14 protein-coding genes are annotated in these 20,979 nt (G+C 39.5%); 13 read left to right on the top strand and 1 reads right to left on the bottom strand.

The window, feature by feature from the left end; all coding sequences use genetic code 11:
• The first annotated feature begins 22 nt into the window (after positions 1-22).
• The 8 genes from MHI57_RS10280 to MHI57_RS10245 are packed head-to-tail and all read left to right on the top strand — an operon-like array spanning position 23 to position 9,337.
• Entirely contained in the window at positions 23-763 is a 741-nt protein-coding gene (locus MHI57_RS10280; protein ID WP_340976196.1) for a glycosyltransferase family 32 protein, read from the top strand.
• The gene (locus MHI57_RS10275; RefSeq protein WP_328197434.1) at positions 760-1,953 is read left to right on the top strand and encodes a glycosyltransferase; all 1,194 of its coding nucleotides are present in this window, start codon (positions 760-762) and stop codon (positions 1,951-1,953) included. The genes MHI57_RS10280 and MHI57_RS10275 overlap by 4 nt, the downstream gene beginning before the upstream one ends.
• 18 nt (positions 1,954-1,971) lie before the next feature.
• Positions 1,972-3,021: a glycosyltransferase family 2 protein gene (locus MHI57_RS10270; protein WP_340976190.1), complete on the top strand. Its 1,050-nt coding sequence runs from the start codon at positions 1,972-1,974 to the stop codon at positions 3,019-3,021.
• Positions 3,018-4,178, top strand: coding sequence for a polysaccharide pyruvyl transferase family protein (locus MHI57_RS10265; RefSeq protein WP_340976187.1), 1,161 nt, complete (start codon positions 3,018-3,020; stop codon positions 4,176-4,178). The genes MHI57_RS10270 and MHI57_RS10265 overlap by 4 nt, the downstream gene beginning before the upstream one ends.
• A complete protein-coding gene (locus MHI57_RS10260) occupies positions 4,178-5,356 on the top strand; it encodes a glycosyltransferase (protein ID WP_307318100.1) in 1,179 nt (392 codons plus the stop codon). The genes MHI57_RS10265 and MHI57_RS10260 overlap by 1 nt, the downstream gene beginning before the upstream one ends.
• Before the next feature lie 12 nt (positions 5,357-5,368).
• Positions 5,369-6,556: a glycosyltransferase gene (locus MHI57_RS10255; RefSeq protein ID WP_307318098.1), complete on the top strand. Its 1,188-nt coding sequence runs from the start codon at positions 5,369-5,371 to the stop codon at positions 6,554-6,556.
• An 11-nt stretch (positions 6,557-6,567) separates the two neighbouring features.
• Positions 6,568-7,755: a glycoside hydrolase family 88 protein gene (locus tag MHI57_RS10250; RefSeq protein ID WP_340976179.1), complete on the top strand. Its 1,188-nt coding sequence runs from the start codon at positions 6,568-6,570 to the stop codon at positions 7,753-7,755.
• A 34-nt stretch (positions 7,756-7,789) separates the two neighbouring features.
• On the top strand, positions 7,790-9,337 hold the full coding sequence (locus MHI57_RS10245) for a lipopolysaccharide biosynthesis protein (RefSeq protein WP_095372113.1): 1,548 nt from the start codon (positions 7,790-7,792) through the stop codon (positions 9,335-9,337).
• Between the two features lie 52 nt (positions 9,338-9,389).
• Here the strand turns inward: MHI57_RS10245 and MHI57_RS10240 are convergent, their stop codons facing one another.
• On the bottom strand, positions 9,390-12,782 hold the full coding sequence (locus tag MHI57_RS10240; RefSeq protein WP_340976176.1) for a chitobiase/beta-hexosaminidase C-terminal domain-containing protein: 3,393 nt from the start codon (positions 12,780-12,782) through the stop codon (positions 9,390-9,392).
• 240 nt (positions 12,783-13,022) lie between these two features.
• Here MHI57_RS10240 and MHI57_RS10235 point away from each other — a divergent pair, with 240 nt between their 5' ends.
• The 5 genes from MHI57_RS10235 to MHI57_RS10215 all read left to right on the top strand — a co-directional run bounded on the left by MHI57_RS10235 (position 13,023) and on the right by MHI57_RS10215 (position 20,962).
• The gene (locus MHI57_RS10235; RefSeq protein WP_340976173.1) at positions 13,023-14,798 is read left to right on the top strand and encodes an ABC transporter ATP-binding protein; all 1,776 of its coding nucleotides are present in this window, start codon (positions 13,023-13,025) and stop codon (positions 14,796-14,798) included.
• 45 nt (positions 14,799-14,843) lie between these two features.
• Positions 14,844-14,978 carry a paeninodin family lasso peptide gene (locus tag MHI57_RS10230; protein ID WP_157733909.1) on the top strand — a complete coding sequence of 45 codons (135 nt, stop codon included), beginning with the start codon at positions 14,844-14,846 and terminating at the stop codon, positions 14,976-14,978.
• Between the two features lie 104 nt (positions 14,979-15,082).
• The gene (locus MHI57_RS10225) at positions 15,083-15,703 is read left to right on the top strand and encodes a hypothetical protein (RefSeq protein ID WP_328197445.1); all 621 of its coding nucleotides are present in this window, start codon (positions 15,083-15,085) and stop codon (positions 15,701-15,703) included.
• 4 nt (positions 15,704-15,707) lie between these two features.
• Complete coding sequence (locus MHI57_RS10220; RefSeq protein ID WP_340976169.1) at positions 15,708-16,121, top strand: VanZ family protein; 414 nt, start codon at positions 15,708-15,710, stop codon at positions 16,119-16,121.
• 587 nt (positions 16,122-16,708) lie between these two features.
• Complete coding sequence (locus tag MHI57_RS10215) at positions 16,709-20,962, top strand: beta strand repeat-containing protein (protein WP_445293217.1); 4,254 nt, start codon at positions 16,709-16,711, stop codon at positions 20,960-20,962.
• Positions 20,963-20,979: the final 17 nt, after the last annotated feature.

Genomic DNA, 20,979 nt, shown 5'->3' with positions numbered 1-20,979 from the left:
AGAAAAGGAAGAGAGCGCTGAAATGATGGAGAAGATACCAAGAATTATTCATTATTGTTGGTTTGGTGGCGGGGAAAAGCCAGAGTTAATGAAACAGTGTATAAGGTCCTGGGAAGAACATCTCCCTCATTATGAGCTAAAGCAATGGGATGAAAGCAATGTTGATGTAACATGTAATGCTTATGTACACGAAGCGTATCAAGCGAAAAAATATGCTTTTGTGAGTGATTATTTTAGAATGTATGCTTTGTATACAGAAGGTGGGGTTTATCTTGATACAGATGTCGAGGTTTATCAATCTTTTGATCGTTTCCTTCATTATCCATCCTTTTGGGGATTTGAAGAAGGCAATTATATTGCAACAAGCACGATTGGTGCCAGTAAGGGGCATCCGCTTATCCAGTATTTTTTAGAATCCTATCAATCTAATCATTTTATCAATGATGACGGGACTTTTAACGAATGGACAAATGTTGCCGCCATAACAGAAGAAATGAAGAAAAAAGGGGTTATATGTAACGGACAAAAGCAAGTGATAGAAGAAATGGGAGTAATATTCGAGCAAACAATTTTCTCCCCATATGATTATATTAATTGTCGCGACCTGCAATCAGATGAAACAGTAACGAAGCATCATTTTTATCAGAGTTGGTTGCCTCCTCATGTGTTAGTTAAACGAATCGTGAAAAGGAATATAGTCAAATTGATTGGCGGAGAAAAATTAGCTAATTTACGTAAGAAGTTTTCGGGAGTGAGGTCATGAGCCGAATATTCATTGCTACATATGATATGGAAATTGGCGGGGTAGAAAGAAGTTTATTACAATTATTGAAACAACTTAACTACGAAAAGTATGAGGTGGATCTATTATTATATCGTCATCAAGGCGATTTTTTTCATCTGCTTCCTAAACAAGTGCATTTGTTGCAAGAGTTTTCAAGTATGGCTACATTTCGTCAGTCCATTATTGAAACAATCCAAAAGAAGCATATGCTATTGGCTTCTGTAAGACTACTAGCCAAATGGCAAACACAATGGAAAAGCCTGCACGCACGTGATGAAGAGTGGGGTTACTATCAGATGCAGCAAATCGGTAAATATTCATCACCCTTCCTTCCTACAATGGATAAAACTTACGATGTGGCTATTAGTTATTTATGGCCCCACCATTTTGTAGCCTATAAAGTAAAGGCTAAAAAGAAGATTGCTTGGATTCATACTGACTTTTCCTCTCTTCATATTGATACGAATGAAGATGAAAAAGTTTGGCGGTTATTTGATCATATTATCGCAGTTTCTGATGCTTGTAGAGAAGCATTTCTTACCGTTTATCCACAGTTAGCCAATAAGGTGATGGTGATGGAAAATCTGATATCGCCGACATTTATACAAGAATTGTCTGAGGAAATAGTCGAAAATCCTATTCTCTTAGATCATCGTTTTACTATTGTTACAGTTGCTAGACTCTCAAAAGCAAAAGGAATAGATATTGCCATACAGGCGATGAAAATAGTTAAAGAAAAAGGTTATCACGACATTGTGTGGTATGTGATTGGTTTTGGTGGAGATGAAAAAGAACTGACACAACTCATTCAAGCTTGTAATTTAGAAAGTCAGTTTATATTACTTGGTAAAAAGGTCAACCCTTATCCATTTATGAAGGCATGTGACCTCTATGTTCAACCCTCTCGTTATGAAGGGAAAGCCGTTACAGTAAGTGAAGCGCAAATACTAGCAAAGCCAGTACTACTTATGAATTATCCTACAGCAAAAAGCCAAATTCGTGTTGGAGTGGATGGTTATATCGCTGGCAACAATCCAGAAGAATTAGCTTCAAGCATTATTCAGCTATATGAACATCCGGAGGAAAGGGAGAGGTTGAGCAAGAATTGTCAACGAACGAACTTTAGTAATGAAGCCGAGCTCGAAAAATTACATGCTATTTGTGAATGAAAAAGGGGGATAGGGCCATTGGAACAACCGAAAGTAAGTGTCGTCATCCCCGTTTATAACGCAGCCGATTATTTGGAAGAATGTATTCAATCTTTACTTACGCAAAGTTTACAACAATGTGAATTTATCTTCGTCAATGACGGGTCTAGTGACCACAGTCAACAACTCATTGAAGCTTATCAAGAAAAAGATTATCGCATTAAACTTTTGAATCAAGAAAACCACGGGGTCAGCTATGCGAGGAATAAGGGGGTTGAAATAGCTAAAGGTGAATACATCGGATTTATAGATGCTGATGATACAATAACAGAAAATACTTATCAGCACGTATATCAGCTTGCTAATCAATTCGATAGTGAGGTCGTTATATTTCACTTAGTTGAAGAGGTCAATGGCATTCAAAGAGTGATTAGCTATCCCTTTCCAAGGCGGGTAAAATTACATAAAAATGACATTCATGAGTTTATCATTCCACACATGTTACAAAAAGAAGATTTTAATAGTGTGTGTAACAAGTTATATAGAAGAGAAACATTGAATAAACTTCGGCTGCAATTTCCGATAAACGAGGTGCTTGGGGAAGATGGACAATTTAATTGGTCCTTTTTTTTATGTGCGAATTCAGCGATTTATAGCGATTTTCCTGGTTATTATTATCGTGAAGTAGCAGGCAGTGCGACAAGAAATCTCCAAGAAAAAGATTACTTTTCTCATGCGTTACGCTCTTATCAGCGTAGTATACCAGATCGGATTGAAATGAGTAGCCCTCAAATCAAGACACTAAAGGCTATGAAGCTGCTTCATCAAGTGTTAGCTTATATTCACATCTATATTTTACCTACAAATGAATTAAGTAAAAAAGAAAGAAGGCAATATGTACAAACAATGATTCATCATCCAGTTGTTCAAGAAGCTTTACGACTCTACCCGGTAGAAAAGGTAAGAATGCTCGGCAGATATGACCGCTTCTTAATGAAGTGTATAAAGCATCAATCGCTTCTTGGTTTATATAGTGCAACTGCATATAGTAGGTGGCGAAATAGAAAAAAAGGGGAGGTTCATTCATGAAAATACTGATGTTTGCCCATGGAGGAAGTGAGAATCGCGGTTGTGAGGCGATTGTACGATCAACGTCAACTATGCTCAAAGAAAAAGTGGAAGATGTGGCTGTTTTTCTTTCATCTTATCAACCTGAAACAGATCAACATATACAACAGCTAGATGGAATCTTTGATGGTTCAGAAACAATTATAAGAAAATATTCAACAGATTGGTGGAGAGCTGCGATTCGGAATAAACTCTTTCAAGACGAAACATACGCCTTGCAAAAAACGCAACAAAAAACGATTAATCAAATTGATGTGGCTGACATTTGTCTTTCAATTGGCGGAGATAATTACTGTTATGGTGAACAGCCCGGTTGGTATGAAGTTGATAAAATGGTCAAAAAGAAAGGGAAAAAATTAGTATTATGGGGGTGTTCGATCGGAGAGGAAGATATGTCGGCAAGAAAGCTAGCAGATCTCAAAACATTTGATTTAATTTTGGCTCGAGAGACATATACGTACCAAATGTTAAAAAAGAGAGGCATTCATCATGTGACACTTTGTGGTGATCCTGCATTTACACTAGAGAAAGAAGAAGTAGACCTGCCCATTGCTTGGAAAGATGGGGATACGATTGGCTTAAATATCAGTCCACTTTTAGTTAGCAAGAATCAAGGTAGTAAACAAGCTGTCTCTCATTTAATTGAATATATTTTAGAAAATACCGAATCTGTCATCGCGCTCACACCACATGTCATGCAAAAGGGGAATAATGATTATGATTTATTACAAGAGTACTATCAAAAATATAAAAGTTCAAGAAGAGTCATATTGCTACCAGCGGATTTAAACGCATTACAGTATAAAGGGTATATTGCAAAAATGCGTTTTTTCATTGGCGCAAGAACACATGCAACGATTGCAGCCTATTCCAGTTTTGTCCCGACCCTCGTTTTAGGCTATAGTGTGAAGTCAAGAGGTATCGCCTATGACTTATTCAATAGTGAAAGATTTGTAGTTTCGATTGAGGAAGTGTCAAATAGTAATAAACTGATTCAATATTTTGGTGAAATGGTAGATCAAGAAGCCCAGATTAAAGAACAATTGCTAAAAGTCATCCCCATTATACAAAACCGTTCGTATGAAGCCGTGCATTCTTTAAAGGAATTGCTAGGATAATGAAAAAACAACTATTATTTATTATCCCTAGTTTAGCAGCAGGTGGAGGAGAAAAAAGCTTGATCAATCTTCTATCACAAATCGATTATGACCAGTATGAGGTGGATGTTTTTCTTTTTGCCAAAAAAGGTGTATTTCTATCGTTTCTACCTCCTCAAGTGTCTGTGCTAAATCACTCCGTAGATTTTGAACATTTCTCTTTACCAGTCCATTCAGCTATATGGGCTCTAGCCAAGAGACGCAGATGGAAGCTCGTGTATAACCGTCTATTATACTTTTTAGCTAATAGAAGAATAGGAAATACAGCTCAAAAAGAACAGTATGCCTGGAAATATTTAAAACAAGCATGTCCACAACTAGTCAAAACGTACGATGCAGCGATCGGATTTTTAGAGAAATCTTCAACCTATTTTTGTGTGGAGAAAGTAAATGCGAAACAGAAAATTGGGTGGGTACATATTGATTACAATGAAATGGGTATGGATGCAACATACGATCATACTTATTTTAAAGAAATGTCCACTATTGTCACAGTCTCTCATGAATGTGCACGCGTGTTTATCGAACAGTTTCCTTCATTGAAATATAAAGTAAAGGTGATTCATAACATTGTGTCACCAACAATCATTTACGAAATGTCACGTCAGTCCATACCGTTACAAAAGCAAATGTTTACGTTACTAACCATTGGCCGTTTGCATCCGCAAAAAGGTCTAGATATGGCAATTGAGGCTTGTAGCCGTTTAGTACGAAAAGGAATGAAACTGAAATGGTACATTATTGGCGAGGGGCAAGAAAGAACCAAATTGGAAAGATTGATTAGAATTCATCAACTAGAGGAACACTTCATTTTGCTTGGACAACAAGCGAACCCCTATCCTTGGCTCGATGTAGCTGATATTTATGTACAGCCATCAAGGTTTGAAGGTAAGGCAATTGCTATAGACGAGGCAAAAATACTGCACAAACCGATTGTCGTAACAAACTATACTACAGCAAAAGATCAAATTATAGATAGAGTTACGGGACTCATCGTAGATTTAAACGTGGATGGGATCGAAAAGGGAATTAGCTTATTAATGAAAGATGATGCTTTAAGAGAACAGTTAACAGTCAATTTAAGCGGGCACTCTTATGGAACAGAATCTGAAATAGACAAGTTTTATCAAATCGTATAGAGGGGTATAAGCATGAAAACAAAACTACTCTTTGTGATGAATAACCTCCAATGTGGCGGTGCAGAAAAGGCACTTATCTCATTATTACATGCCATTGACTATAAAAGATATGAGGTGGACTTGCTGTTATTTAAAAAGGAAGGTGTATTTTTGAATATCGTGCCAAATGAAGTAACCATTTTAAATGAACAAGAGGAATTTCGTTACTTTGATGGCAGAGTCATCGATAATGTGTTAAAAGCTATTTCATCTCGAAGGTTTGATCTCGCCATTTCTCGTATAAGGGCAGCCCGTATTTTTAGAACGGAAAATAATGGAGCTGTTTGTGAACAAAAAGTGTGGAAATATATATCCCCATGCTTATCTAGTGTAAAAAAAGAATATGATGTTGCCATAGGATTCTTAGAAAAGAATCCTATTTATTTTTGTCTAGAAAAAGTAAAAGCAAAGAGGAAAATAGGGTTTATCCATAATGATTATAAACAAATGGGCATGGATAAAACGTTGGACTCTCCATACTTTCAGCAGTTGGACGGTATTATGACAGTGTCAGATTCCTGTGCCGAAGTATTACGTCAACAATTTCCAGAATATCAACAGAAAATAAAAGTCATACAAAATATCTTATCTAAATCGACTATTCAAACGTTGTCTATGAATGAGATGCCTTTACCATTTCCAGGATTGAAGCTTTTATCTATTGGACGATTACATCGACAAAAAGGTTTTGACTTAGCTTTAGAGACAGCTGCGTTACTGAAGAAAAAAGGTGTACCCTTTAAATGGCTCATCTTAGGAGAAGGTAGCGAAAGGGAGAATTTAATCCAGTTATCTACAAAGTATCAATTAGAAGAAGAAGTGAAATTTATCGGAATAAAGGAGAATCCTTATCCATATATTCGGTGGGCAGATATATATATTCAGCCTTCGCGCTTTGAAGGAAAGTCAGTTGCTGTTGAGGAAGCCAAAATATTGTACAAGCCAGTGATTGTCACAAACTATAGCACAGCAGGCGATCAAATTAATCATGGACAGACGGGGCTAATCGCAAATATGACAGCAGAATCACTTGCAGAAACGATTGTACAATTATTTGCAGATGAATCTTTACAGCATCAGTTAATGGAGGGACTAGGGAAAGAGAAACTTGGAACAGAAGACGAAATCAAGCGTTTTTACCAATATATAAAAGTAGGGTAGGCGAATCTTTAATGATTATATGGCCGTTAGCCTTTTTCATACTGATTTTGGTTGGAGCAATCGGTTTGGATTTATTTCTTATATTTAAAACTTGGTTTTCACGGATTCATTTTGGCAAATATGAAAATGAACGCGATTGGGAGAAACCTATCATCACTACAGTCGCTCGTTGGTTAAAGCGAACACCGAAAGTACCTTTAACCGACCAAAGGCGTTGGGTGGCTTTAGATATCATCAAAGGACAATATACAAGAGGCGAGATCCAATATTGGCAAGAGGCAGCTTTGTTATTGGCATTACCATCACCCCAGTTTATTTCAGAAGTCGATCGTTTTATCAATAAGAAAATCACTCCCTCTGGTGAATGGAAAACATGTCCACAACAGATAGATGGTGCAATCTTAGCTTATGCAATCCTTAAAAATAATCGGTTAAATGGTGAGTGTTATCAGCAAGCAATGGATGAAATGTGGCAAGTGATTCAAGCACATATTGGGAAGGATGGAACCGTCATGTATAGAAAGTCAATGGTAGACTATCGGTACGTCGATACGATTGGTTTTATTTGCCCTTTTCTGATTACTTACGGTGTGAAAAATAATAAGCCGGAATGCATTGACCTTGCGATTCATCAAATAGAATCCTTTTTTACTTATGGGATGAGTAGTCAGATGGCAGTACCCGCTCATGCTTATCATATAAAATCAAAGGTGGGGACTGGACTATATGGATGGGGACGAGGAATGGCATGGTTAGCGCTAGGCGTGATTGATTCGTGGAAGGAGTTACCGAATCATCATCATTATAAACATGAATTAGAGTTAAGGATAACACAATTGGCAAAAGTCATTTTGAGTCTACAGCAAGACTCTGGTTCCTGGAGTTGGTTAATGACTAGAAAAGAAGCGAGAGCGGACTCTTCGACAACGGCGACATTAGGATATTTCTTAGCTCATGCTGCTTATATCGAGGAGATTGCGGATCAGTGTTGCCAAGGTAGAGATAAAGCTATTCATTATTTGATGAAGGTAACGAGAAGGACGGGAGCGATTGACTTCTCACAAGGAGACACAAAGGATATTGGCGTTTATTCCCAATTGTTTGATATCCTGCCGTTTACGCAAGGGATGTCGCTAAGGTTATTGGCAGAGAAAAGAAGATATCAGGAGACAAAGAAAGATAGACAAGCTGTGAGCTAATGGGTGTGAACAAAGAAAGTGAGAAGGGGACAAAATGAGATCACGCTACTCTCTAATTAATATAACAGCAGGTTTAACCAATCAGTTGATTATTACCATGTTAAGCTTCTTATCAAGAACAATTTTTATCCAAACATTAGGTGTAGAATATTTAGGGATTAATGGTTTGTTTACGAATCTTTTAGCGATGCTTACGCTCGCTGAAGCAGGACTAGGTGCTAGCATTATGTACAGTTTATATAAGCCTGTTGCGGACAATGATTATATGAAGATCCGCATTCTTATGAAATTTTATCGTCAAGCGTATATGGTTATTGCAGCAATTGTCTTCGTACTCGGTTTATTGCTTTTTCCGTTCCTTGATTTTTTTGTAAAAGGGGCGAATATTGAGGATGTAGAACTCATTTACTTTATCTTTTTGCTTAATACAGTTGCTCCCTATTTTTACATTCATAAAAATTCATTTCTGAATGTCGCACAGCGTGGTTATATTGTTACAGCTGTTTACACAGTTTCATCGATAGTAACGGCCGTAATGAAAATAGCTATTTTATCTTATACTCAAAATTATTTACTTTATTTAATAATTGATAGTGTTATTACAATTGCCAATTCCATTATCCTTGCTGTGATGGTCAATCGAATGTACCCATATTTGCGCGAGAAGGTGGAGGGTAAATTAGATGAAATAACAAAGGGACAAATCACTACCAACGTGAAGGCGATTGTTATTCAAAACATAGGGAATTATTTATTATTCGGGACAGAGCATCTTCTGATTGCATCCTTTGTTAGCTTAGTGGCTGTTGGAATTTATTCGAATTATAAAATGGTCATTGATATTGCTCGTACGTTTATTAACCAGGTATTTAGTAATGTGTATCATAGTGTTGGCAATCTCGTGGCTAATGAATCGATGGTGAAGATCATAGCGATTTATAAATGTTATCGTCTAGTAAATTTTTGGCTGTATTCTTCGTTAACCATTGTATTGGCATTTACATTGGAGCCGTTTATAAGAATCTGGTTAGGAAGCGACTTCTTGTTTTATCAAGAAGCGTTACTCGTCATTCTATTATTGACGTTCTATGAACGTGGCATGCGAAATTCTATATCAGCAATAAAAACAACAGCGGGTTTATTTCGAGAAGATCAATATGCACCGCTATTACAAGCAGGAATCAGCTTAATATTTGCACTTGTCCTTGTACAATTTCTAGGGATTACTGGCATATTTTTAGGGCATTTCCTTAGTGCTCTTTTCGTTCCTTTTTGGTTTACCCCCTATGTGGTCTATAAAAAATTGTTTAAGCTACCAGTAAGACAATATTTTACTTCTTATTTGTCTCTTATGTTGATAGGATTGGTAGCTTATTTATTAACGAAAATCATTCTTATGCAGTTTTCTCCTGTCAGTTTTTCTACTTTTCTTATTTACTTATTTGTAAGTTTAGTGCTGCCTAATTTATTATATATAATCGTATTTTACCGAACGGACGAATTCCAATATATTTTAAAAATGGTTTTGACTATACTAAGACGCTTGCAAGCGAAGAGAAGAGATAGAATGCTCTCTTCTTAGCAGCAATATTTTAGGTGATTCTTGTCTAGTCCTAGACGTGATATTGGCTTTTTTAAATAGTAGTATTCTGGTAAGTGTGAACTTGATAGGATCCATTCTCATGTTCTTTACCAGTGGTAAAACCGGCACCATCGGTAAATATATTTCTGGCGAGAATGGATTCTGCCTGCGTACTAAAGTCATTGGTGATTGCGCCTTTACCCATAAAAATATTATTATAAATTCTAAAGTTTTGTGTTCTTCCCCATGCCTTCATTGTTGACATAGTAAATTCGTTTTCATAAAGAGCTAAACTGCTACCAGCACTTAAGATAATACCTAGGGGCGAAGTAAAACGGTTATACCTCACAACATCCAACGCCATTGCATCCCAGCCATCTTCCCAATCAATGTCACAGCCTGGTGTTCGTCCTTTATTATTAACAAATGTGTTTCCTTCAATTAACCACTCTTGACCACCACACATCGCAAGACCTGTGCTGGTGTTTTCTTCAAAATGACAGTTTTTAATTTTACATTGTCTTGGCATGCCAATGGTACGAAGGAAAGCGACTGCGCCGTTAAAGTCGGTATCGCCATCTGCAGGGGGGGCTTCTTGATAAATGACAATTTTGACCCATTTTGCCGCTTGTGGCTTATCATAATTGTAAAATTGTAGATTATAAGTTTGGGAAGAAATGAATAGGTGATTTTCATCGTAAAAGTATATAGAATACAGTCTGGATCGTAAATAACGGAACCCTTGATAACCTTGAGTGTAACCTAACAAATAATAACTACCCAGTCCTGAAATATTTAAATAGGTAGATGAGCGAAAACGATGATTGTTTATTTCTGCACGCGCATTCCCTTGATCATCTATATCTCCTGGTTCAAAATGTGACCAGCTAACAACCGTATCACTTTTCACTTCTCCGAGCTCACGGTTATGAATTGTTCCAGTGATGAAATTAAATCCTGGTGATTGATTAAACGTACATGACTCAAAGGAGACATTTTTACAATCATCAATGAGCACACTCAGGCAACCTTCAGTAGATTCTGCAACAGTTGTATCGTTTCTTTCGCCATAAATATGGGCGTTTAAGAGTTTGGTATTTTCAAGATTAGTAAAATAGAACATTCTGTACCCAGTTTTTGTCTTTTCACTTGCTTCAATTTGAATCTTACTATCACTGAAATCAATGATGATATTAGTCGGAGGAAACAATGTTCTAACAGTTGGATTAATTAAATAATGGCCGTAGGGGAAAATGACTTTTTTATATGGGCCCAGTAAGGCATCATCAAATGCTGCTTGAATCCCGTTAGTAGTTGCGAGAGCGTTTGTTTCATCCAAATGTATATCATATTGTTCTGCATTCACATACAAAATGTCGGCTTCCTCAATCGGTTGCTCCGCTCGTTCAGATACAGTCAAAGTAAAGCTTGCAGCAATTGTTTTACTACTATCATAAGCAGTAATAGTCGTTGTACCGCTCGTAAGTGCTTCAACCACTCCATATTGTACTGTGGCGATATGAATATTTTCACTTTCCCAGAAGACAATATTATCATTTAGCACATCAAAAGGTAATCCTTCTGATAATGCAGTCGCCATCAATACAGTCGCTTCACCAACAACCATCGTTTCCTTCTTCTTATTAATAACAATCTCGGTGATCGTCCGATTAGATGGGGGGAGAGAGGGAGATAATTGCACATCTATAGGAATAGTTGTCGTAAAGCTCTGTTCTTCGTAGGCAGCCATTACATTTACGGACGTCGTCCCTGCGGTTAATGCCTTTATACGGCCTCTGTTATCTACTTCTACTATTTGTTCATTATTACTTTGAAAATCAAGGGTGAGGTCTGAAGTGTATTGACTTGGAATGGCTTCAATAAATAACTTTTGGCTTTCACCAATGGCTAAAGAGATGGTTTGTGGTAACGCAGAAATGCCAATTAATTGTTCTGTTTGCTGATAATAGTCATAATTGTTTTTTACTTCCTCATCCGTTAATGCGCGATTATAAATTGCAAAAGCCACAATGATTTCAGGTGCTTGATTGTGTGCGACAAAGTCCTTTCTTAATTGAAGTGGTGATTGAATAAGCGCATTTACGGTACTAGCAAAATCATTAGGTACAGGTCTTGGACCATTATCATTGATTGCATCATTGATAAAGAGACTGGCTGTTTGATCGGTATTAAATCTGAGTGTAAAGAGATTAATCGCATGTGAATCAATAGGGTTTAGCCAATCTTGATAACTTTTCTTTTGTCCTTGTTCATCTTTAAACCAATATGAATTAATTGCTCTTGTGTTTTGCTGTCCTGTTGTAGTCAAATACGGAATAAATACATCTGAGCGTGCAGCTGTGAATTTCCCATCTACTGTTTTCCAGTGCGATCCATTTGTGTTGAAGCTGGCCATTTGGATAGTTAATCCATTTTCAAAAGTAATGAGTTGATTCAGTGGGGAGGCATTTGTCGGTATTTCTACATAATCCTCGCGATTGACTAATAAACCTTGATCTGTCACATAACCATCGCTCACTCCATCATGTGAAAGACCTATTAAGGAAGCAACGACCCCATGAATCGTATCACTAATAGAATTATTCGTTTCCCCGGAACGGTTGGTAAAGTCATAATGAAGAATAATACCCTCAGTTTGAATGCCAATTTTTTGATATAAGGCAGATTGTAGCGCACTCTTGTTTCCAGTATTATCTATTGCGTAAGCCTGTAAGGTTGTGGTTTCAGTAATTATAAATGGACCTGAATAAACCGGGCTTGTTGAAGTGGGTTCGTCTCCATTTAAAGTATAATAGATCGTCGCTGGTTCACTTGAAGTAATAGTAATTTCGTGTGATTGTGAAAAAAAGCCACTAGGTGTCACCGTTAAAGTAGGTGGTGTTTCGTCTAATTCTAAGGTAGTAACGGTAATGCTAACCCCTGTAGAGGTTTGACCAGCTTCATTTTTTGCTTGTACGGTAAAAGTATAAAAGGTGGATGGGGACAAGTTTGCTAAAGTGACAGAAGGATTGACGACATTCTCTCTAAATTGGTCATTTTGAGAAATGTCATAAGAGGTAATTCCATCATGATAAAGAGGTGGCTCCCATTGTAACGTAACGCTAGTAGCAGTTACTTGATGAATCATTAAGTTTTCTACATTTCTTGGAGGTGATTCAGGCTCAGGTTTGAGTTCGTCATTATTTAACCAAGAACTTACATAACATCTAAAAGGGACAGATGATTGCACAGAGAGCGTGTTAAACGGAGCAAAGTTTCCCTCGAATGTTTCATTCGCCCTAACGGTAATCGTGATGTTGTGAATGTTAAATGACAACGAAGTGGTTGGATGTAAATTTGTTATTTTTAAACGAATCATCGCGGTATCGTAATTCTTAATCGTTGGTGCATTATTCTCGAAATAATCTTTGATAATAAAAATCACTTTTTCTCGCCTCCTTTTCTAGATAGGTTATCTTATGCGCGTACTGTCGCTTTTTTACTATATATTTGTGTTTAATAGTACTTTAGATGAGGAAATCAGTGTAAACCATTATGAATGTAATTAAACATAGTTCGTTTAACCTAATTTTTATTGACGTCTAGTGGTGAATCATGGTAAATTGATAATGGGAGTTCGTTATATAGAATATAAATGTTCTTTTTAGGAACAAGGGGTGGTTACTTGAAGGATATTATCTATTTTTTAAAACAAGTTTACCAATACGCTGGTTGGAGACTATTCGCTAGCTTAATAGCAGTTACAATTGTCAGTCTTTTAGATGGATTAGCTATCCTTTTACTAATCCCATTGATTCATTTTACCGGTATGGTCGATTTCGGCTTAGAAAACTCCTTTTTATCCTCTTTTTCCTTATTCGAGTATGTACCATCTAGTGTAGTACTGCCGTTGATCTTACTGATTTTTGTTGTCATTGTAGCTGTTCATCATCTTATTGAAAAAGCTGTGATGATAAAGCATACGCGCATACAAATGGGTTTTTTGACACATTTACGGATGAGTATCTATCAGGACATATTGTTGAGTAATTGGTCTTTTTTCCTGAAAAAGAGCAGTTCCGATTTAATCCATACCGTGCTAACCGAGATTGCCAAAACAAGTGGTGGTACGAGGTCTATTTTACAATTATGTACGAATCTGATTTTCGCTTGCGTGCAAATTGGCATGGCGTTTATTCTGTCTCCATATATTACAAGCTTTGTTCTTTTGCTTGGCATGGTGGCCATTTATATGAACAGGAAATATTTGAAGCTGACACAAGCTTTTGGTAAACAAAATTATACGTTAGGTAAAAAATTCCTATCTGGAATAACAGACCAATTAGGGGGAATCAAGGAAATTAAATCTAACCATTTAGAAGAAGCACAACTACGCTGGGCTGGTGAAATGACGGCTCAAATGCAAGAAGAGCAAGTGAATTATATGAATACGAGATTACGTTCACAGTTGAATTATAAAATTTCATTAGCTGTATTCATCGCGGTCTTTGTTTATCTATCTATTCAATTATTTCAAGCACAATCAGCAACACTATTACTAATTGTTGTTATATTTTCTCGCCTTTGGCCGAGAGTTGCAGGTATTCAATCCTCTTTAGAACAAATAACAACAGCTATCCCATCTTTTAAAGCGGTAAAATTATTACAAAGTGAATGTAAACAAGCTCGCGAGGAACTTATTTCATCAGATGAAAAACTCAAATTAGAGAACAGTATTACTTATCAACAGGTGTCTTTTCGCTACGTTAAAGAGAAATATGCCTTAAAGGATATTAATGTAACAATCCCATCAAAAAAGATGACAGCAATTGTCGGCAAATCAGGTGCGGGTAAAAGTACATTCGTGGATTTACTGATGGGCTTAAATCAACCACAGGAAGGCGCATTGTATATTGATGGACAAAAGATTAGCAATCATTCGCTTGCCTTATTAAGGCAGAGCATTGGTTATGTCTCTCAAGAGCCTTTCTTATTTAACGGTACGATTAGAGAAAACTTGCTACTACTTCGCCCGAATGCGACAGATCAAGAACTATGGCAAGCCTTGTCCTTTGCTTCAGCAGCTGATTTTGTGAAAAAATTACCTGAATCTTTAGAAACTTACATTGGCGATCGAGGAATAAAGTTATCTGGTGGTGAGAAACAAAGGCTTGTTTTAGCAAGAGTTATTTTGAAAGATCCTTTAATTCTTATACTTGATGAAGCAACGAGTAGTTTAGATACCGAAAATGAAAAGAACATTCAAGAGAGTATTGAACAATTAAAAGGAAAAATGACAATCATAGTAATTGCTCATCGCCTCTCCACCATTAGAGATGCCGATCAAGTAATCGTGTTAGATGCAGGTAAAGTTGTTCAAGTCGGAGAATTTGTTCAATTATCTAAAGATAAGAACCAGTTATTTAGTCAACTGTTACAGAGGCAGGTGGAGGCAATGTAAATATTTCCTTTTCCTAAAGAAAAAATAGAAAGGATTCGTGATTTTATGAAAAAGCCGTGGGGAGAAGTAAAACTGGAAGTACTAGATGTAAAAATGACCATGAAAGGTGGAGGACATGGGGGAGGAAAGGATCCTAAGGATCCTGCTGATCCAGAGCCGGAAACAGATATCTACAGTTGAGGAAATGTCCTTATGTACTTTTGTACATAAGGATTTTTTACTAGAAAAGAGATTAACTTGTTTATTTCAGGGCGCTCTGCGTTTTTTATTTAGGTGGTGAGTATATGTTTAAAAAAGTAACTAGTCAGAAGGAACAAGAGGCTTTTGCTGCTACATGGGAATATTTTTGTGAGAGAAATGGTTGGCATAAAGACCCTTATGCACAAACAGGCGAGAGGTATCAACTATTGTTATCTAAAAGAGACCCGACCGTTATCGGTACGATTGAATTTATTCCTTATCATGAAGAAGTGGAAGTAGAAAGGTATTTTCGCTTTTCTAAAATCCCATCTATTTTTCAACAACAGGATCGGGTATGGGAGATAGATAAACTATGCTTACATAAAGATTATCATAGACAAGGTTATTTCTTTCATTTTTTTGAAATCATTTATGATCATGCCCTTCTTCATCAGCCGAAATATTATATAGCTATATTAGAAAAAAAGTTATATAGACTTTTAAAAATGTCTGTTGGTCGACGAATGATACGGGTCGATAAACAAACTGTCAGATCAGAAGCATCACTTATTCCAGTTGTAATACAGATAGAACAAATAATGAAGGATGATACAATCATACAATCACTTTTCTTGCGGAGAAATAAATTATTGTTGTGGAAATATTTCTTCAGATCAGGATTAAACCGATTGAAAAATAAAGCTGTGCGTATTCTTAGGGGGTAAATCATTGGTACTTTGGAGATACGGAAAACAGGTTAGTTGGATGCTCATGACGATTGGTTATATGGTTTTCATTTGGCTTCAATCTGAATATTTTAACCCCCAATTAATTGAAATATATGCTTATAGACTAGATTTTCCTATATTAGTAATTCTCGGCACTGTTTTTGAATTATTGCATCTTATCGAGTTTGGCATTTTATTTATTTTCCTTATCCTTACCTTTAAGGCCAATCCTAATGGAGAGTTTACAAAAAAGAAAATGATTGTTTGTTTCATTTTGTCTTTACTTTATAGTCTGATTGATGAAATTCATCAATTATATATTCCTTATCGTTCTTTCTCTTTTGTTGATATTTTTAAGAACTTTATCGGTATTTTCATTGTTTATTATATTGTTAAGAAAAGGTATAAGTGGTGAATTGCAGTGTCCATTTCTTCTCTTCAATTAAAGCTTCTTTATTCCGTTTATTTTGTTACAAATGTCTATTTTACAGGCGAATACACAAACAGAATACTTTAATGGGAATAGCATATAGGTAATTGAATATGAAACGAATATAAAATAAATAGATAAAAAGTTTATTAAAATCTATAAGGGAGAGAGGAAATTTGAGATATGTGAGAATCATCGAGGAAATCAATCAATTGAGGCTATTGTTAAGTAATATGTATGACCAAGGCCTATTCGATGTTGAAGAGGTAGAAGAGAGGCTCACATATCTTTTTCAATTGCTGTTTCCGGATAGAATAGGTGAATTTTCACCGGAAATTCATGAGATTCCTGGTGAGTCTCTTAGACTCTTGGCTGAGATTTTACAAGATCCCATATTAGTTCCAATCTTGAGAGAAGTAAGTGAAGGAGCAGCTGGTGAAATAAATATCCCTCATGCTTGTAATCAAAGATGTAATTGTCGGATGTGTAGATGGTGCAGAAGAGGGGTAACGGGTGCAACAGGAGTTACCGGAGTAACAGGTATGACTGGCGCAACAGGGTCGACAGGTGCAATGGGTCCGAGGGGTTATCCAGGAATACCTGGGAGAAGCGGATTAACAATAACGGGTCCTACAGGGGCAACAGGTCCAACAGGTCCACCAGGCAGTGAGACAGGAATAACAGGTGCAACTGGACCAACGGGTATGACTGGTGCGATAGGCTTAACTGGAAGTACGGGAATCACTGGTATAACGGGGGCCACCGGTCTAACTGGAGCTACTGGAGTGACAGGTCTAACAGGGGTAGATGGTTTAACTGGAGCGCCAGGTATCACCGGTCCTACTGGAGTGATGGGATTAACCGGAGCCACTGGCGTAACTGGTTCAATAGGAACCACCGGCCCTAATGGTGTGACAGGAGTAACGGGAATGACTGGACCTACTGGCTTAACAGGTAGCGCAGGGGTGACGGGAACAACTGGAGAAACAGGAGTCACAGGCGTTACTGGTCCCACAGGCACGCCAGGTATCACTGGGAGCACAGGAAATACCGGTGTCACGGGTCTAACTGGAGAAATAGGATTAACAGGTGCAACAGGAGTCGCAGGCTTGACAGGGGCTACGGGCGTTTCAGGTGTGACGGGAAGTACTGGTGCAACAGGCAACACTGGGCCAATAGGCGAGACTGGAATAATGGGTTCAACCGGTCCTACTGGTTTGACAGGAGTCACAGGTTCAACGGGAATGATTGGACCTACTGGAATCACAGGCCCAATTGGTTTAATGGGTCTTACAGGGAGTACCGGAACCACTGGCAACACCGGAGTAACAGGAATAACGGGTTTAACAGGAGCAACAGGAGTCACAGGTTCAATCGGTTTGACGGGAGTAACAGGATCAACCGGAATCACCGGTTCAATGGGCTTACCAGGAACAACAGGAATAACGGGAACTACTGGTTCAACAGGAGTGACAGGGGTCACGGGTCCAACAGGCTTGGCGGGTGTAACCGGAGTGACAGGTTCAATCGGTTCGACGGGTCTAACGGGAGCCACAGGTTCAACGGGCGCAATAGGAATCACCGGAGCAATTGGCTTGACGGGGCCTACGGGTTCAACAGGAGTGACAGGTATCCCAGGAGGTACTGGACCGACAGGAATCATTGGAACTACTGGTTCAACTGGTAACACAGGAAATACAGGTCTAACGGGTCCAACTGGCTCAATAGGCTTAACAGGAGCAACAGGAATTACGGGGTCAAGCGGTTTGACAGGAGTAACAGGTTTAACAGGATCCACCGGAGTCACCGGTTCAACCGGCTTGACGGGAGTAACAGGTCTAACAGGGGCGGCCGGAATCACAGGTCCAACTGGTACAACAGGATTAACAGGGATAACGGGACCAACCGGCTTGACAGGAACAACTGGTCTAACCGGTGTAAACGGTTTTACTGGGACTACGGGAACCACTGGGCTAACAGGAGCGACGGGGATCACAGGCCCAACTGGCTTGACGGGAGTAACGGGTTTAACAGGGTCAACCGGAATCACTGGTGCAATAGGTTTAACCGGAGTCACAGGTCTAACAGGGGTAACTGGATCAACAGGTTCGACGGGTCCAACCGGATCAACGGGGTTAACAGGTGCAACTGGAATCACCGGTCTAACGGGTATCACAGGTTTAACAGGATTGACAGGACTCACAGGGAATACCGGAGTAACGGGTAGTACAGGAAATACAGGTCTAACGGGAGTAACAGGAATTACCGGAGCAATAGGTTTAACCGGAGTGACAGGTCTAACAGGGACGACCGGAATCACGGGTTCAACTGGCGCAACGGGAGTAATAGGTCTAACAGGATCGACCGGAATCACTGGATCAACAGGAGTGACAGGTGCAACTGGATCAACGGGCTTAACAGGAATTACGGGTTCAATCGGCTTGACTGGAGTAACAGGTTTAACAGGAACAACCGGTTTGACAGGAGCCACGGGAGTCACGGGTTCAACAGGAGTGACCGGCATAATAGGAAATACGGGAGTTACTGGTAGTACTGGATCAACAGGAGTAACGGGAACAACCGGTCCAACTGGTGTCACAGGAGGAATAGGTTTAACCGGAGTCACAGGAAATACAGGGTCAATCGGCTTGACTGGAGTAACAGGTCTAACAGGATTCACAGGAACAACTGGTCCAACTGGCTTGACCGGATCAACTGGACTAACCGGTGTAAACGGTTTGACAGGAGCTACAGGTTCAACAGGAATCACCGGTTCATCCGGCACGACGGGTCTAACGGGGGCGACAGGAACTACAGGGCTAACGGGAATCACAGGAGCAATAGGTTTAACCGGGGTAACAGGTTCAACAGGAGTGACCGGTATCACCGGAATTACTGGTGCAACGGGCATAACAGGAACAACAGGAATTACGGGTTCAATCGGCTTGACTGGAGCACCAGGTCCAACAGGAGCGACAGGAATAACAGGATCAGCAGGTTTGACAGGTTTAACAGGAATTACAGGAACAACCGGCTTGACAGGAGCTACGGGTTCAACAGGAGCGACCGGAATCACCGGAGCAATAGGTTTAACAGGAGTAACAGGTCTAACAGGGACGACCGGAAATACGGGTTCAACCGGTGTCACAGGAACCACAGGGCTAACGGGAATCCCAGGTCTAACTGGCTCAACGGGCTTAACAGGAACCACAGGAATTACTGGGTCAGTCGGCTCGACTGGAGTAACTGGTTTAACTGGATCAACCGGTTTGACAGGAGCTACTGGTTTAATTGGAGCCACGGGTTCAACAGGAGTGACCGGTATCACCGGAAGTACTGGAGCAACGGGCATAACAGGAACAACAGGTATTACGGGTTCAATCGGCTTGACTGGAGTAACAGGTCTAACAGGACCAACAGGAGTAACAGGAACAACCGGTTTGACAGGAGCTACAGGTTCAACAGGAATCACCGGTTCATCCGGCACGACGGGTCTAACGGGGGCGACAGGAACTACAGGGCTAACGGGAATCACAGGAGCAATAGGTTTAACCGGAGTAACAGGTTCAACAGGAGTGACCGGTATCACCGGAATTACTGGAGCAACGGGCATAACAGGAACAACAGGAATTACGGGTTCAATCGGCTTGACAGGAGTAACTGGTTTAACTGGAACAACAGGAGTAACAGGAACAACCGGTTTGACAGGAGTAACTGGTTCAACAGGTCCAACAGGAATCACAGGAACAACGGGTCCAACAGGCTTGAGTGGATCAACTGGCCTAACAGGGGTAACCGGTTTGACTGGGGCGACAGGAACTACTGGGCTAACAGGAGCGACGGGGACCACAGGCCCATCCGGCTTGACGGGAGTCACCGGTTTAACAGGACCAACAGGAATCACAGGAACAGCGGGTCCAACAGGCTTGATTGGAGCAACAGGTCTAACTGGAGCCACGGGGGTCACGGGTTCAACAGGGGTGACCGGTATCACGGGAAGTACCGGAGTATCGGGTGGTACTGGTGCGACAGGAATCACGGGGAGTGCAGGCCCAACAGGTCTAACGGGAGTAACAGGGGTCACAGGAGCAATCGGTTTAACGGGAACAACCGGCTTAACAGGAACAACAGGACCTACGGGACTAACGGGCCCAACCGGTTCAACAGGCTCAATCGGACCAACCGGTCTAACGGGATTAACGGGTTTAACAGGTTCCTCAGGGTTCACAGGAACAACCGGCCCAACGGGAGTAACAGGTCTGACTGGCCTAACAGGATCTACCGGGATCACGGGTCCAACAGGAGTGACAGGAATCACAGGTGTAACTGGTCCATCAGGCATTTCAGTACCTATTGTCGGTTTTTCGGCTAGAACAAACTTAAGTGGGATTAGTGCTTCGCAACAAATTGCTAATTGGAATATTGCTTCGCCTAGCTATAGTAGTGCAAGTTTTAATGCTACTACAGGTACTTTTACAGTACCAAATACAGGGAGATATTCTATTAAGGCAACAATTAATTATCAAACAACTACCACTATTTCTATAGCTATCGGTGCAGGAGTTAGTCCGACTTTTAGTGTTAGAAGAATATCTACTTCAACTGATTTAATTACTGGTGTATTTCCTATTCTAGATGTGAATATTGTTTTATTATTGAGTCTGAGAACTATATTGGGTTCTGGAACAGTTACTCTCTCAGGTGATATGACTTTAAATGCGGGAGATACTGTGGGTTTATTCTATAATGCAAATGGGCTTACAATTAGCTTGAATCTGGGATCAGGGACTTTACCCATTGTTTGGTCCATTCACCAAATTGGATAAAAAGAGCAATGTGGGAA

This window comes from Cytobacillus sp. FSL K6-0129 (assembly GCF_038007625.1).
Taxonomy (GTDB): Bacteria; Bacillota; Bacilli; order Bacillales; family Cytobacillaceae; genus Cytobacillus; species Cytobacillus kochii.
This window is presented reverse-complemented; position numbering and strand designations above follow the sequence as displayed.

Coding starts and splice junctions, on each gene's coding strand:
- MHI57_RS10280 (WP_340976196.1), top strand. CDS start 23: ATGATGGAGAAGATACCAAGAATTATTCATTATTGTTGGTTTGGTGGC.
- MHI57_RS10275 (WP_328197434.1), top strand. CDS start 760: ATGAGCCGAATATTCATTGCTACATATGATATGGAAATTGGCGGGGTA.
- MHI57_RS10265 (WP_340976187.1), top strand. CDS start 3,018: ATGAAAATACTGATGTTTGCCCATGGAGGAAGTGAGAATCGCGGTTGT.
- MHI57_RS10260 (WP_307318100.1), top strand. CDS start 4,178: ATGAAAAAACAACTATTATTTATTATCCCTAGTTTAGCAGCAGGTGGA.
- MHI57_RS10255 (WP_307318098.1), top strand. CDS start 5,369: ATGAAAACAAAACTACTCTTTGTGATGAATAACCTCCAATGTGGCGGT.
- MHI57_RS10250 (WP_340976179.1), top strand. CDS start 6,568: ATGATTATATGGCCGTTAGCCTTTTTCATACTGATTTTGGTTGGAGCA.
- MHI57_RS10245 (WP_095372113.1), top strand. CDS start 7,790: ATGAGATCACGCTACTCTCTAATTAATATAACAGCAGGTTTAACCAAT.
- MHI57_RS10230 (WP_157733909.1), top strand. CDS start 14,844: ATGAAAAAGCCGTGGGGAGAAGTAAAACTGGAAGTACTAGATGTAAAA.
- MHI57_RS10225 (WP_328197445.1), top strand. CDS start 15,083: ATGTTTAAAAAAGTAACTAGTCAGAAGGAACAAGAGGCTTTTGCTGCT.
- MHI57_RS10215 (WP_445293217.1), top strand. CDS start 16,709: ATGGGTCCGAGGGGTTATCCAGGAATACCTGGGAGAAGCGGATTAACA.